Origin of the sequence: Terriglobus roseus (genome assembly GCF_900102185.1) — a bacterium.
GTDB lineage: Bacteria > Acidobacteriota > Terriglobia > Terriglobales > Acidobacteriaceae > Terriglobus > Terriglobus roseus_A.
This window is the reverse complement of record NZ_LT629690.1, coordinates 139,963-154,332: the sequence shown is the minus strand read 5'-3', so window position 1 is coordinate 154,332 and position 14,370 is coordinate 139,963. Positions and strand designations below refer to the sequence as shown.

General features: G+C 58.7%; 12 protein-coding genes. 8 read left to right on the top strand and 4 right to left on the bottom strand.

What is annotated here, in order from left to right:
- The first annotated feature begins 109 nt into the window (after positions 1–109).
- The 6 genes from ispF (at position 110) to BLT38_RS00735 (ending at position 5,186) form a co-directional block, all read left to right on the top strand.
- A complete protein-coding gene (gene ispF / locus BLT38_RS00760; protein ID WP_083343471.1) occupies positions 110–730 on the top strand; it encodes a 2-C-methyl-D-erythritol 2,4-cyclodiphosphate synthase in 621 nt (206 codons plus the stop codon).
- Positions 731–798: 68 nt separating this feature from the next.
- Positions 799–1,173 (top strand): hypothetical protein, encoded by a 375-nt coding sequence (locus BLT38_RS00755; protein WP_083343470.1) that lies wholly within the window; start codon positions 799–801, stop codon positions 1,171–1,173.
- A 39-nt stretch (positions 1,174–1,212) separates the two neighbouring features.
- The gene (gltX, locus tag BLT38_RS00750) at positions 1,213–2,754 is read left to right on the top strand and encodes a glutamate--tRNA ligase (RefSeq protein WP_083343469.1); all 1,542 of its coding nucleotides are present in this window, start codon (positions 1,213–1,215) and stop codon (positions 2,752–2,754) included.
- Positions 2,755–3,297, top strand: a complete 543-nt coding sequence (lptE, locus tag BLT38_RS00745; protein ID WP_083343468.1) for an LPS assembly lipoprotein LptE — start codon at positions 2,755–2,757, stop codon at positions 3,295–3,297.
- A gap of 92 nt (positions 3,298–3,389) precedes the next feature.
- Complete coding sequence (holA, locus tag BLT38_RS00740) at positions 3,390–4,565, top strand: DNA polymerase III subunit delta (protein WP_083343467.1); 1,176 nt, start codon at positions 3,390–3,392, stop codon at positions 4,563–4,565.
- Positions 4,566–4,568: 3 nt separating this feature from the next.
- Positions 4,569–5,186, top strand: coding sequence for an HAD family hydrolase (locus tag BLT38_RS00735; RefSeq protein WP_083343466.1), 618 nt, complete (start codon positions 4,569–4,571; stop codon positions 5,184–5,186).
- Positions 5,187–5,309: 123 nt separating this feature from the next.
- Here the strand turns inward: BLT38_RS00735 and BLT38_RS00730 are convergent, their stop codons facing one another.
- A complete protein-coding gene (locus BLT38_RS00730) occupies positions 5,310–6,215 on the bottom strand; it encodes an Fpg/Nei family DNA glycosylase (RefSeq protein ID WP_083343465.1) in 906 nt (301 codons plus the stop codon).
- Positions 6,208–11,019 (bottom strand): DEAD/DEAH box helicase, encoded by a 4,812-nt coding sequence (locus BLT38_RS00725; RefSeq protein ID WP_083346840.1) that lies wholly within the window; start codon positions 11,017–11,019, stop codon positions 6,208–6,210. The genes BLT38_RS00730 and BLT38_RS00725 overlap by 8 nt, the downstream gene beginning before the upstream one ends.
- Positions 11,020–11,104: 85 nt before the next feature.
- Between BLT38_RS00725 and BLT38_RS00720 the strand changes: the two genes are divergently transcribed.
- Both BLT38_RS00720 and BLT38_RS00715 read left to right on the top strand, forming a co-directional pair.
- On the top strand, positions 11,105–11,560 hold the full coding sequence (locus BLT38_RS00720) for a cytidine deaminase (protein ID WP_083343464.1): 456 nt from the start codon (positions 11,105–11,107) through the stop codon (positions 11,558–11,560).
- 2 nt (positions 11,561–11,562) lie between these two features.
- Positions 11,563–12,897, top strand: a complete 1,335-nt coding sequence (locus BLT38_RS00715) for a thymidine phosphorylase (RefSeq protein WP_083343463.1) — start codon at positions 11,563–11,565, stop codon at positions 12,895–12,897.
- Here the strand turns inward: BLT38_RS00715 and BLT38_RS00710 are convergent.
- Together BLT38_RS00710 and BLT38_RS00705 are read right to left on the bottom strand one after the other, a co-directional pair.
- Complete coding sequence (locus BLT38_RS00710; RefSeq protein WP_231966901.1) at positions 12,894–13,613, bottom strand: glycosyltransferase; 720 nt, start codon at positions 13,611–13,613, stop codon at positions 12,894–12,896. The genes BLT38_RS00715 and BLT38_RS00710 overlap by 4 nt on opposite strands.
- Positions 13,510–14,316: a UDP-2,3-diacylglucosamine diphosphatase gene (locus BLT38_RS00705; RefSeq protein WP_231966657.1), complete on the bottom strand. Its 807-nt coding sequence runs from the start codon at positions 14,314–14,316 to the stop codon at positions 13,510–13,512. The genes BLT38_RS00710 and BLT38_RS00705 overlap by 104 nt, the downstream gene beginning before the upstream one ends.
- Between the last annotated feature and the right edge of the window lie 54 nt (positions 14,317–14,370).

Sequence of the window (14,370 nt, the reverse complement as noted above, 5' to 3'; positions counted from 1 at the left end):
CGCATCCGCTTTCGCTTATGCCCGGTTGCACGCGCAGCCGGGCATTTATGCTTGAAATGCAGACTTCGCAAGAAACCGCGCGAACACACCGCGGGTATGAGGCAGCACGATGGGCATGAGGATTGGGTACGGCTTTGATTCGCACGCATTCAAGGCGGGTGTACCACTGGTGATTGGCGGCTTGAAGATCGACCACCCCGAGGGTCTCGCCGGACACTCGGACGGCGATCTGCTGCTCCACGCCATCACCGACGCCCTGCTCGGTGCCGTCTCCGCAGGCGACATCGGAACCTTCTTCCCACCCAGCGACATGCGCTGGAAGAACGCCGACTCCACCGTCTTCCTCGAAACCGCGTTAGAAGAGATCGCCACCGCTGGCTACCGCATCGTCAACCTCGACTGCGTGCTCATCATGATGCGCCCCAAGATCGTGCCCATCGCTGGCGAAATGCGCGCCCGCGTCGCCGAGCTGCTGCACGTCTCCGAACGCGACGTCAGCATCAAGGCCAAGACCCCCGAAGGTCTGCCACAGGAAGGCACAGCCGTCGCCCACGTCACGGTGCTGCTCGAATCCATCGCAGGCCTCGACGAACCAAAGAAGCTGGTCGCAGAGATCGACGACCCAACAGAAGTCGACGTAGTCGTCCGCACCCTTATGGGCGAAGAAGAGCCACACAACATGGCCCGCCTGGGCCGCAAACCCACCTTCGACACCGACGATCTGACCTAAGAGTTTCCTGCTGAAAAATCCATGCTCCGGGTGTACGCTTGCAGCCAACACCCGGAGGCCCACCGCGCATGGAGCACACGCCGCCCGATCCAGCACAGATTCACGCCATGATGATGGCGATGATCCCCTTCATCTTCTTCGGCATGCTCGTTGTCTGGGCCATCCTCATCGTGCCCTTCTGGCAGATCTTCAAAAAAGCCGGCATGACTCCCGCTTTGTCGTTGCTGATGATCCTGCCCCTGGTGAACCTCATCATGCTGTACGTGCTGGCCTTCTCGCGCTGGAACGTGATCCCGGCGGGCCCGGAATATCCCCCCTATCCGCCGCCGTATCCACCGCAGCCGGGCTACGTTCCGCCCACGGCATACGCCGCGCCGCCAGCCTATCCGCCACAGCAGCCACCCTACGTACCGCCGCCAACGGACCCGAACACAACAGCCTGACCAGGTTGATCCCGCCGAAACGGTAGAATCAACAGTGGCATGACTTCCGAATTCATCAATAAAGCGACGGCGCCCGTCCGCGTCCGTATCGCACCGTCACCCACAGGTGATCCGCACGTCGGCACGGCTTATATCGGCCTGCTCAACTATCTATTCGCCAAGCAGCGTGGCGGCAAATTCATCCTCCGCATTGAGGACACCGACCGCACGCGCTTCGTCTCCACCAGCGAGCAGATGATCTTCGACTCCCTGCGTTGGGTCGGCCTCCAGTGGGACGAGGGTCCAGATGTCGGCGGCCCCGTCGGCCCCTATCGCCAGAGCGAACGCACCGAAATCTATCGCGAATTCTGCCAGAAGCTCATCGACAGCGGCGCAGCCTACCGCGCCTTCGAAACGCCGGAAGAGCTGGAAGAAGAACGCAAGGCCCAGATGGCCGCGAAGACCGCGCCCAAGTACAACGGCCCCAGCCGCTACTACACCAAGGAACAGGCCGAAGAAGCCATCGCCCTGGGCAAGCCATACACCGTGCGCCTCCGCGTGCCCAACGGCGAAAAAGGCCCCGGCATCTCGTCGACCACCTTCCGCGACGAACTTCGTGGCGACATCACTTTCGACCACCACAACGTGGACGATCAGGTGCTGCTCAAGTCTGACGGCTACCCCACCTATCACCTGGCCAACGTTGTTGACGACCACCTGATGGGCATCACTGACGTCATCCGCGCGGAAGAGTGGATCAGCTCCACACCCAAGCACGTTCTGCTCTACCAGGCTTTCGGCTGGGAACTGCCGCGCTTCTGGCACATGCCGCTCCTGCGCAACATCGACAAGAGCAAGATCAGCAAGCGCAAGAACCCCGTCTCGCTCATCTACTATCGCCAGGCCGGCTTCCTGCCACAGGCCCTGCTCAACTACCTCGGCCTCATGGGCGGCGGCATGGCACAGCCCACCGAGCAGGAGATCGTCAGCAAGGGCCTCGACATGAAGCTCTCCGACATCTTCTCCATCGAGGACATGAAGCAGAAGTTCGACTTCCAGCGCATCTCGCTCGGCGGTCCGGTCTTCGATCTGGTCAAGCTGAAGTGGATGAACGGCGAATACCTTCGCAAGCTGTCGCCGGAAGATTTCTTCGCCGCGCTGCGCCAGACCATCCTCAGCGACGACTACATCAAGGCCATCGCTCCGCTCGTGCAGACACGTATCGAAACGCTCGGCCAGTTCGGCGACATGACCGGCTTCTTCTTCGCGGACAACATCATGCCCGCACCGGAACTCTTCGTTCCCAAGAAGCGCACGTTGGAAGACACACTCGCCTTCGCCGCCGACCTGCTCACAGCACTCGAAGCCAGCGACTGGACCACTGAAGCCATTGACGCCGCTGTCCGTGGAGTTCTTACCGCAAAGGAATGGAGCGTCAAGGAAGGCTTTATGCTGCTGCGCGCCATCCTCACCGGCAGCACCGCATCGCCGCCGCTGTTGGAGTCGTTGGTCGTCTTCGGCAAGGCCCGTTCGCTGGATCGTTACCGGCGTTTCATGGAAGCGCAGAAGAAGGCCGCAGCGCTGGCCAACCGCGGAAAGTAAATGCTGCGATCTTCCCTGCACAAATCGGCACTGGCGCTCACAATGCTTGTGGGCGCCGCAAGCCTCACAGGCTGCGGATACCACGTCGCAGGCTCGGCCACGCACGTACCCGCCAACGTCCGCACGCTGGCCGTGCCCATCTTCAAAACCAACGTGGTGCAATACCGCACAGAAGTCGCACTCACCGACGCGACCATCCGCGAGCTCAACACCCGCACAAAATATCGCATCACCTCGTCTGACGATCCTGAGTCCGCCGACGCTACCCTCACAGGCACCATCCTCACCCAAACCGTCGCACCGCTCACCTACGATCCCAGCACAGGCTCCACATCCAGTTACCTCATCCAGGTCACAGCAAAAATCGTGCTCACCGCGCGCGACGGCCACGTCCTGTACCAAAACGACAAGCTCAGTTTCCGTGAGCAATACCAGTCCACGCAGGATCTAAGCGCCTTCATTCAGGAGGACAGCGCCGCCGTCCGTCGCCTCTCGCGCGATATGGCCAGTGAGATCGTCGCCGACATCCTGAACAGCTTCTAAGTTTTATCCACGTATTCCACAGCGTCGCGTCGTTGATTCCTGCACAGGATTCGCAGCACAAACAGTCCTCATCTCGTCGAAAATAGAAACCAGTGCCGCCGTTACGTTCATTTGCATCGACTGATCGCTTCCTCACCCAACTCAGCACCGCTGAGATGCGGCCGGGCTACGTCCTCCTGGGCGATGAGACCTTCCTCTACGAACGCGCGCGCCAGGGCGTGCTTGAAAAGCTCGTCCCGCAGGACCTTCGCGACTTCTGCCTGCACGATCTTGAACTCGGCAGCGAAACCACCATCTTCGAAGCGCTCGATCTCGCACAGACGCCATCTCTCATGGCGCCCTTCCAGGTCATCTTCATTCGCGGCCTCAAGAGCCTCTACGGTCGCGGCGCAAAGAAGGAAGAGTTCGCAGCACTCGATCGATACTTCCAGTCGCCCAACCCGCAGGCGCTCATCCTCTTCGTAGCCGATCACCTCACACTGCCCACGGACCTTCGCCGCATGGAGCGCGAAGACAAGGACCGCTACGACCGCATCAAGGAAACGCTCGGCGATCACTGCGGCATCGTGGAACTGCAAAAGGTAGAAGAGGGCGACGCCGCACGCTGGGTCATCGGCACCGCGGAAGAACGCGGCGTCAAATGCGATCCTGAAGCCGCACGCGAACTCGTCGACGCACTCGCCGTCGACATGATGATCATCCGCAGCGAGCTAGAAAAGCTGCTGCTCTACGTCAGCGCTCCCGTCCGCGAAAACAACCTCGACGCAACACACTTCGGACACATCACACTGGGCGACGTCGAAACGATGGTGCTTGCAGCCAAGCAGCGTTCACTCTACGAACTGACCGATGCGCTCTCGCAACGTGACCGCCCACGCGCACTCTCGCTTCTTCACGGACTTCTGCACGCCAGCGACGGCGGAGAAGACTCCGCAATCGGCCATCTCTACATGCTCGCGCGCACCTATCGCCAGATGCTCATCATCCACGAGAAGAACGTGCGCGACTCACGCGCCATCTGGCAGGTTCTCTGGCAGGGCTTCCGCATGCCGCCTTTCGCCGCAGACGTTTTGATCCAGCAGGCACGCCGCTACAAATCACGCCGCGAAATCTCGCGCGCCATGCGCCTCATCGCACGCGCGGACATCGAACTGCGCAGCGGCCCCGTTGATAAGACACTCGTGCTCGAGCGCCTCATCCTCGACCTCGCCACCGAACCGCGCAACGGCGTCTTTGCTGAGTCCGCACAGTTCGCACTGGAGATGTAACCGTTGTACGAAAAGCCGATCCATCTTGTAGAAGGCGCGTTCGACGCCATTCTCTTTGACTGCGACGGCACACTCGTCGAATCAGCGCCCGCATGGCATCTCGCCATTACCAACGCGCTCCATCCGCACTCCGCACCCATGCCGCGCGACTGGTACTTCGCACGCCTCGGCCTCTCCCCCGCCGATCTCATGGACGACTACGAAGCCGCCATCGGCGCACTCAACATCACACGCGAAGAGTTCTTCAACCGCTGCACCACCGGCTACGGTGAAGCCGCACACGCGCTCGAAGAAGTCACCATCGTTGCAGACGTGGCACGCGCATGGCAGGGCAAAGTCCCCATGGCCGTCGTCACCAACGCGCAGCGAGTAGCCGTCAACGGCGCACTCACCGCAACCGGCCTCATCAGTTACTTCAACACCATCGTCAGCATTGAAGACGTGAGATACGGCAAGCCCGAACCAGACATCTACCTCAAAGCTGCCGAACTCCTGAACATCGCACCCGCCCGCTGCCTCGTCCTCGAAGACTCAAACGAAGGCCTCACAGCAGCCAAACGCGCAGGCATGCAACACATCGACATCCGCAACCACTGGACCCCACGCTGGAAGCGTAAGTAAATCAATCACAACGTTGCTGGAAACTAGCGAAGCTCATACGCACAAAGTGCGTCATCCTGAGCGAAGCCGAAGGACCTGCATTCTTCTCGCACCACTACGATTTCGCGGGAAGACAAGAACGCCCTAACAACTCATCTTCACTCGCCGCACAGGCGTATCCAGTCCCTTCACAGCAGTCCCATCCCCAACCCAGGGCTGACACTCCGGACACCAATAAGTAGACCGCACCGCACTCCCCTGCTTGCGATACTCAATCACTCCACCGCAACGACGACACTCCAACCCACGCCGTCCATACACCCAAAGCCGATCTTCCCTGCGAGTCTGGTGCGTCGTCCGACGCTTCCCGGTATAGGTCACAATCCCCTCACCCGTACCATCCACCACATTCGCCTTCATATACCGCTGCGCAACATCGGCCATCTGTCGCATCTCGTCATCGCTGATCGTCTTCATCATCCGAAACGGATGCACCCGCGCAGCAAAACAAACCTCACTCTTGTAAACGTTCCCCAGGCCAGCAATCACGCGCTGATTCAGCAACACATTCGCAATCTCATCCTCAGGATGCGAAGCCGCACGCACCTTCAACGCGGCATAACCAACATCCGCGTTATACCCCTCAGACAAAATATCCGGCCCAAGCTTCGGCACACTCGACTTACGAGCAAGCGAAGCCGCAGTATGAAACTCCGCAACCGGCACATTGAAAGCAACCGCCTGCCAACCATCCACCTCAAGCAACGCACGCATCGCCTTCTTCGGCATCCACCACTTCTCACCCGTGCGATAGATATGCCACGAACCACTCATCAACATGTGCGTCACAAGAATCAGATCGCCGGAGAGATAAATCAGCAGCCACTTCCCCCGCGCCTCCACCTTCTCAATCAAACGCCCAACCAAAGGCCGGTCATCATGCACCGCAGCCAGATGCGCATACCCCGTATCAAACCGCGTGACATGCTTCCCCTCCAGCACCTTCGCAAGCGCGCGAGCAGACCGATAGATGGTATCCCCTTCAGGCATTGCCCACCGGCCGCTCTACTGAGATAGAAGGCAGATTCCGCCGCAAGTTAAACCCCATAGGCGCGGCCTGAAACCCCGCATCCAACAACACGCGCGCCATGGGATGCTCTGCAACATTCACACCATTGATCGTCTGCACAAACATCCCAGCAGCAGCACGTTCACTCTCATGCATCTGCGCCATCACCACAAAGTAACGAGCCAACGCACGCATCACCTGCCCGCGCTGCGGCTCTTCGTCCGACAAGAACACTTGAATATTCGGATTACCACGACGCAGATACGCCACCAGCGCACCATCCGCTAAAACAACGCGCGCGCCCACACTCCGCTGCAACGAAACACCCTCACCCACCGCAGGCCAACGCAACAAAGCTCCATAAGGATTCGCAGGGTCGGTCGCAGCCAGCACCACCATCTCCGGATCGCTATCCAACCGCTTATTGCGCAAAGACCGCAATAAATCCAACGCAGAGGGCAAAGCAAACTGCGTAGCACCAAGCTCAGCCGCAAAGTATCCGCGACGCACCTTGCCACTCTCTTCCAGCGCCTTCAACACGTCATACACCGCAGAGAAACCACCCGGCAAATTCTCCGCATGCGCCGTCTCGCGAAACACCACGCCGTATCGCTGCAGCAACTGCTGCGCCTCCGCATGCGACCACTCTGTAGCATTGCGATTCACCGCACCAAGCGCAGGATGCAACACCCAACGCCCTTGAGCCGTAGGCGGTGTCGTTCTGCGCGAACGAAATGCAGCCTGTTGATTGTGCACACGCCGCGCAGGCTTCCGCGTACTCGTCGACTCGCGATTCGTATAAGCCCGCAGCGCCTGCAACGAGTCATTCGTGATCGCACCGCGCCACACCAGGTTCCAAAGCGCTTCAATCGTCTCGTTCGCAAAACCGCCGCCCGTGCCGTCATGCACATTCTGAAAGAACGAAGCACCATGCGCGCGCAGATACTCGACAATCCTCTCTTCGCGTTCCCGCGTGTTGCTCCCATTCTCAATGGCACTCGCAGCCTGCTGTGTATTCACCACCGGCCATAGCAGCGGCAACCTCTCCGCCAGATACAAACCCACACGACCATCACGTTCGCCAATCGGCTCAAACCCTGCCCACGTCACTTCGCCAGCGGCAACCAATGTATCTAAGTCAGCAGATCGATAATTCGCAATACGCGCAGGAAGTATCTCCGTCTCCAGCAACGACGCAGGCAGCGGCGCACCCTGCAAATTATCAATCGCATCCAGCAACGCATCCAACCCACGCCGAGGCGTCAACACGCCCTGCCAGTGCGTAAACAAACGCGCCAGCGTCTGCTGCTCCACCGGCTCCACTTCTTTGCGTAACTTGGCTAACGATCTCCTGCGAATGGTGCGCAACACCTCCACATCGCACCACTCACGCTCCTGCCCACCAGGACAGAACGCGCCTTCCACCACGCGCCCCATGCCCACTAGCTTCTGCAAGACTGCCTCAACGGTCTGGATCGGCACTTCAAATCGCGCAGCCACCTTCGCCGTTGTGAATGGCCCATGCGTACGCCCATAACGCCGAATCAAATCCGTAATCGCATCCGCAGAAGGTTCAAGAAATGCCGTAGGCAAACCCGGCGGCAGTGGAACTCCCAACGCATCGCGATAACGTGCCGCATCCTCCACAGCAATCCATCGCTTCTCGCCACCGATGCGCAACTCCAGTGCACGACGCGCCTTCGCTAAACGATCCAGCGTAATCGCCACCTCGGGCGAAACACATCGCCGCAACAACTCAGTGCGATTTAGATCACCCAGCCGCAGCAGCATGTCATGCACACCATCCATCGTGCGCGCACGATAGTCATCCGCCAGCATCTGCAACTGCTCTTCCGTCTCTTCAATCGCATTGCGGTCCAGCAGCTCACGCAGATCGGCATCGCCCATCAACTCACGCAACTGATCTTGATCAATCGCCAACGCCTGCGCACGACGTTCGGCTAGCGGAGCATCGCCGTCATAGATGTAATTCGCAACGTAAGAGAACAACAGCGCCGAAGCAAAGGGCGAAGGTGTGCGCGAATCCACCGTGTGCACACGAATCTGCCGCTGCTCCACGCTCCTCAGAATCTCAGCCAGCGCAGGCATATCAAACACATCACGCAAACACTCGCGATACGCCTCCAGCAACATCGGAAATTCCGGATACCGCGCAGCAACAGCTAACAAGTCATACGCACGTTTACGTTGTTGCCACAGCGGAGCACGACCATCCGCACGACGACGCGGCAACAACAACGCACGCGCACTCGCCTCACGAAACTTCGCAGCAAACAGCGCAGTCGAACCCAACTGCCGCTGTACAGACTCCACCGCCTCCTGCGCTTCAGGAAAGAACGGATCAACATCCGGCGCATTATCTGCCTCAGGAAAACGAACGACGAAGCCATCCTCGCTCCACATCGTCTCCACATCCACCGCGCCTGCCGCACGGATGCGTCCCTGCACCGCCATCGCCCACGGCGCATGCACACGTGAACCAAACGGAGTCATCACACATACGCGCCAATCACCAAGCTCATCGCGCACGCGCTCCACCACAATCGTGCGATCATCCGGCACCTGTTCGGTCGCCACCTCCTGATCGGTCAGGTAACGCATCACATTTTCCGCAGCAAGCTGATCCAGATCATGCTCACGCGTCAATCGCGAGACAGCAGCGGCACGAGGCATATCGCGCAACTCACGGATCAACGCACCAATGCGTCGTCCAAACTCCAACGGCCGCCCTGCTTGATCGCCATGCCAGAAAGGCATCTTCCCCGGTTCACCCGGCGCAGGCGAAACCAGCACACGATCATGCGTAATCTCATCAATGCGCCACGTACTCGCACCAAGAACAAACGTCTCACCCGTGCGCGCCTCAAAGACCATCTCTTCATCCAACTCGCCCACGCGAATCGGCTTTGATCGCTCACCGGAAAGAAACACACCATACAAACCGCGATCCGGAATCGTACCGCCATTCAAAATCGCAATCCGCTTCACACCCTGCCGAGGCGTCAACCACTGCTTCGTTCTATCCCACGTAATGCGCGGACGCAGTTCGCCAAACTCATCCGACGGATAACGCCCCGCCAGCATGTCCAACACACCATCAAACACCTGCGTGCTCAAACCCGCATATCCACTGCACGAACGCACAATGCGCAACAACTCGTCATACGCAATGCCCGGAGCATCTTCCTCATCACTGCGGAACCGCTTCATCCTGCGTTCCGCTTCCGCAATAGGCAACGGAGGATGTGCAATGATCGCCACCATCTGCTGCGCCAACACATCCAGCGCATTCCGTTGATAGCGCGTACTCTCCACATGCCCTTCATGCATCGCACGCGTCACCGCGGCGCACGCAATCAAATCCGCACGATACTTCGGAAAGATAATGCCCTTGGAAGGCGCGCCCACCTGGTGCCCCGCACGCCCAATGCGCTGCATCCCGCTCGCAACCGAAGGCGGTGCTTCAATCTGAATCACCAGATCCACCGCGCCCATATCAATGCCAAGCTCAAGCGAAGACGTAGCAACCAGCGCGCGAATCTCACCAGCCTTCAACAACTCTTCAATCTCACTACGCTGTGAAGCAGCAAGCGAACCATGATGCGCACGCGCAATCGGCTCACCCGCAAGCTCATTGATCGCACCCGCCAGCCGCTCTGCAATGCGCCGCGCATTCACAAACAAAATCGTCGACTGATGCGCGCGAATCAGCTCCAGCAAACGCGGATGAATACTCTGCCAGATACTTGTTCGCTTCGGCCCCTGTGAAGCCGGCCCACTCGGCGTGTCCTGAATCTCGCCAAGCTTCGCCATATCCTCCACAGGCACTTCCACAGTCAACTCCAACCGCTTCCGCGCACCCGCATTCACAACCGCAACAGGCCGATAGCGAATCCCACCAGCCTCCGCCTCCCCGTCTCCCACTTGCTCATTCGCAGATGCGCTAACCTGCTGCGTTCCTTCAGCACCACCAAGAAACCGAGCCACTTCTTCTAGCGGCCTCTGCGTTGCAGACAATCCAATCCTCTGCACCTTGCGCCCAGTCAACGCCTCCAGTCGCTCCAACGACAACGCCATATGCGCGCCACGCTTCGTCGGTACCAGTGCATGAATCTCGTCAATGATCACCGTCTCAACACTGCGCAGCGCCTCGCCCGCATTCGAAGTCAGCAGCAAATACAGCGACTCCGGCGTAGTGATCAAAATCTCGCCAGGATGTTTGCTGAAACGCGCGCGCTCATTCGCAGGCGTATCGCCCGTACGCACGTTAATCTCTGGCGTATGTACATCAACGCCCATGCGCTGCGCCATATTCGCAATGCCCTGCAAAGGCGAACGCAGGTTGCGCTCTACATCGACAGCAAGCGCCTTCAGCGGCGAAATATAAACAACACGTACGCCGTCCAAGACCGGCGACGCAGCAGCCTTGCGCCCACGCTTTGAAGTTTCGACAGGAGCAGCCGCACGAGGCTGCAGCATCAAACGATCCAGACACCACAAGAACGCCGTCAGCGTTTTACCAGTACCAGTAGGCGCCAGGATCAACGTCGAATCCCCACGCGCAATCGCAGGCCATCCCTCGCGCTGAGGCTGCGTCGGCCCTTCAAACACCGCACGAAACCAGGCCGCCGTCACCGGATGAAACAGTTTCAACACTGAATCATCCACGCTCGTATCAGCAGGATCAACCGCCTGCACGGATGCTTCAACACTCTCCGGCTTCTTCGGTTTCGTTCGTTTCGTCGCTGTTTTCTTAACAGGCATATCTGGCAGCATGTTAGACGCGCAGGTGCCCCTTCGCGCCGCATCGCTTGCAACCTTTCGCGCATGGGTTTAGCCTCAGCAATCTATGTCGCTGGAAAACAAATCCGCAACCCTCGACGAAAGCCGCATCCGCAGCCTTCGCGAACAGGCCGCCCACGCCGCAAAAAACGCCTACGCGCCCTATAGCCTCTTCCACGTAGGCGCCGCGTTGCTGCTGGACAACGGCCACATAATCACCGGCTGCAACGTCGAAAACGCCAGCTACCGCCTGACCACCTGCGCCGAACAAGCCGCGGTCGCACGCGCAGTAGTCGAGCGCGGCGCACACATCCGCATCGTCGCCGTTGCCATCGCTAACGAAGACGCCACCATCGCATGCCAGCCCTGCGGTGCCTGCCGTCAAACCATCGCGGAATTCGCCGACCCCACCTGCCGCATCTTCTTTCCCGCGGAACACGGCAAGCCCGGCGAATGCACCCTGGCCGATCTCCTTCCTGCATCCTTCAACGCACAAAGCCTGCAACAATCAGCATCCAAGTAATCATGAGCATTCATCCCATCGACGTTATCCTGCACAAGCGCGACGGCCACGAACTTTCCGACGCTGAAATCCGCGGCTTCATCGCTGGCGTCGTTGACGAATCCATCACACCCGCGCGCATCGCATCGTTGCTCATGGCCATCTTTCAGCGAGGCCTCAGCCCCCGCGAACTCGCCACACTGACTGACGCGATGCGTCGCAGCGGCGAAGTCTTTGACTCCGCATTCCTCAATAAGTTCACCGTCGACAAGCACTCCACCGGCGGCGTCGGCGACAAAAGTTCCTTACTCATCGCACCCATCGTGGCAGCAGCAGGTCTCGCCGATCCCATGATCAGCGGCCGCTCGCTCGGTCACACCGGCGGCACACTCGACAAGCTCGAAACCATCCCCAACTTCAACACGCAACTCTCACTCAAACAGTTCGGCGAAGTCATCGAAAAGTGCGGCTTCAGCATGATCGGACAAACCAAAAACCTCGTCCCCGCCGACCGCATCCTCTACGCACTCCGTGACCACACCGGAACCGTTGAATCGCCATATCTCATCACCGCCAGCATCATGAGCAAGAAGCTCGCAGAAGGCCTCAATGGCCTCGTGCTCGACGTGAAAACAGGCAGCGGCGCATTCATGAAAAAGTACGAGGACAGCGAACACCTCGCACGCCTCATGGTCAGCACCGGCGAAGGCAACGGCACGCGCACCGTCGCTCTGCTCACCACCATGGACGAGCCACTCGGACGTTTCTCCGGCAACTGGATCGAAGTGTGGGAATGCATCGACATCATGAAGGGCGTCCATCACCCCATGTACGCCGACCTCATCCAACTCTCCGTCACACTCTCCGGATGGATGCTCCATCTTGGCGGCGTCAGCAAGACTCCAGAGGAAGGCAAGACAAAATCCCTCGCACTACTCCACGATGGCTCTGCGTACAAAAAATGGATTGAGATGACAAAGCTGCAAGGCGGCGACATCAAACCCTTCGACGATCCAGCAGCCTTCCACAAACCCAAGGCCACGCGCGTTCTAAAGGCAGAATCCGACGGCTATCTTGCCAGCATGGATTGCACACAAGTCGGATGGGCTGTGCAGCGCCTAGGTGCAGGCCGCGAGAAACCCGGCGACCCAGTTTCAGCTCATGCAGGCATTGAGATGCACGCAAAGATCGGCGATCGCATCATCAAGGGGCAGCCACTCGTCACGCTGTTTACAGAAAACGCAGAGCTACTCGACACACCCGAACAGATGTTGCGAGAGACCATTCAGATCAAGCAAGAACTTCCAGTGAAGCAGCCACTCATCCGCCAGGTTATCGTTGCAGACCAACAACACTAGGCCTTGCTAACCGTCTCCGTAGCAGCACCATCCCAATAACCGTGGTCACGTACAAAGTGGCTACGGTTTTTGCAGTTCAGCAGCGTCCAGAAAAACAGAAACACCATGCGCGCATGTCCTGTTCTGTGGAACCGCCTGTTCGACGTGTAGATGCATCCATCCAACACAGAAAAGCGCAGAGAGGAAACCTGTTTCGTCAGCAGAAAGTCTTCAGCAAAAACTGCATCTTCAGCAAAGCCACCAAGCTCATGAAAGCGTCCGCGCTCAAACAGCAGAAACATTCCCGTGCCAAACGGCATGCCCCACGCGCTCAACCGCTGCATCCGGCTGTTACCCCAATACAGCAGCCGGTCCGCCCACGTTCCTTCCGCACACGCAATGTCCACCGTCTGGCAGTGTAGGCGCTGCTTTTGCATGGCAGTCATCGCGCGACGCAGCAACGTACGATCACGCAACTCTACATCCGCATCCAGAAACAGCACATAGCGCGATGTGCTCTGCGCCGCACCACGATTCCGTCCCACAGAAGGCAACCCGCCCTCAATCACACGAACATTCAGCAGGTTGTCATAGCTACGTGCAATGGCAGCCGTTCCGTCGGTCGAACCGGCATCAGCAACGAAGACTTCCGTATCCGCCATAGCCGGATAATCCTGCTTCGCCAGCGAACTCAGCAGCGAGGGCAGGTGTCTCGATTCGTTCTTTGCCGGGATCACGATGGACAGTTCCGGGTTGATACTCATGGATCTGGACTCCCTTACGGTCGATGGTCAAAAACGTGGCGCGTGTATCTGTCCAGCACCCGGAGTTGAAATACTCAATACTGCCTTCATTACGTTGCATCGCCTCATGCGTATGCCCGCAGAACACTCGGTCTGCGTGACCTTCTTTCGCATACGCCAGCGCACCCTCTGCAACCTTGTCTGACAACCGCAACCAGCGTGTGCTGAAGCGATCAAACCAGCGCGACATCCGCTGTTCCTTGCCATCCAACCGCTGAGACATCTCGTAGAAGCCCTCAAAGAAGCGGCTCAACAAAATGTTGCGGTTGATAAAACGATCAAACTGATGCCCATGCACCGCCAGATGTCGCTTACCCGCGTACTCCCACACGTAGCGCTGATATACCGGCACGCCCACCATGTGCGACATCAACTGCGACAACCCATGATCGTGATTGCCTTCCACCCACACAATCGTGCGACGTTGCTTCGGGTTGGAGAGCTTACGGATACACGACAGAAAATCCCAGTGCTGTCGCTTCAATCGCGCAAAATCAAGATCGCTGAAGATGTCACCCAGCAGAATCAATTGCCGGAAGTCCACACCTTCCAGCACATCGATGGCTTCTTCCGCCCGGCTAACATCTGAGCCCAGGTGGACGTCGGAGAGGATGAGCGTATCGCAGGTCCGCACCATACCCCAACAGCTTCGCGCGGGCTCATTGCTGCAGCATGACCGCAGTGTGAACTA

Bases quoted from the DNA above. Each gene is read 5' to 3' on its own strand.
- ispF (WP_083343471.1), top strand. From the start codon at position 110: ATGGGCATGAGGATTGGGTACGGCTTTGATTCGCACGCATTCAAGGCG.
- BLT38_RS00755 (WP_083343470.1), top strand. From the start codon at position 799: ATGGAGCACACGCCGCCCGATCCAGCACAGATTCACGCCATGATGATG.
- gltX (WP_083343469.1), top strand. From the start codon at position 1,213: ATGACTTCCGAATTCATCAATAAAGCGACGGCGCCCGTCCGCGTCCGT.
- lptE (WP_083343468.1), top strand. From the start codon at position 2,755: ATGCTGCGATCTTCCCTGCACAAATCGGCACTGGCGCTCACAATGCTT.
- BLT38_RS00730 (WP_083343465.1), bottom strand. From the start codon at position 6,215: ATGCCTGAAGGGGATACCATCTATCGGTCTGCTCGCGCGCTTGCGAAG.
- BLT38_RS00725 (WP_083346840.1), bottom strand. From the start codon at position 11,019: ATGCCTGTTAAGAAAACAGCGACGAAACGAACGAAACCGAAGAAGCCG.
- BLT38_RS00720 (WP_083343464.1), top strand. From the start codon at position 11,105: ATGTCGCTGGAAAACAAATCCGCAACCCTCGACGAAAGCCGCATCCGC.
- BLT38_RS00715 (WP_083343463.1), top strand. From the start codon at position 11,563: ATGAGCATTCATCCCATCGACGTTATCCTGCACAAGCGCGACGGCCAC.
- BLT38_RS00705 (WP_231966657.1), bottom strand. From the start codon at position 14,316: ATGGTGCGGACCTGCGATACGCTCATCCTCTCCGACGTCCACCTGGGC.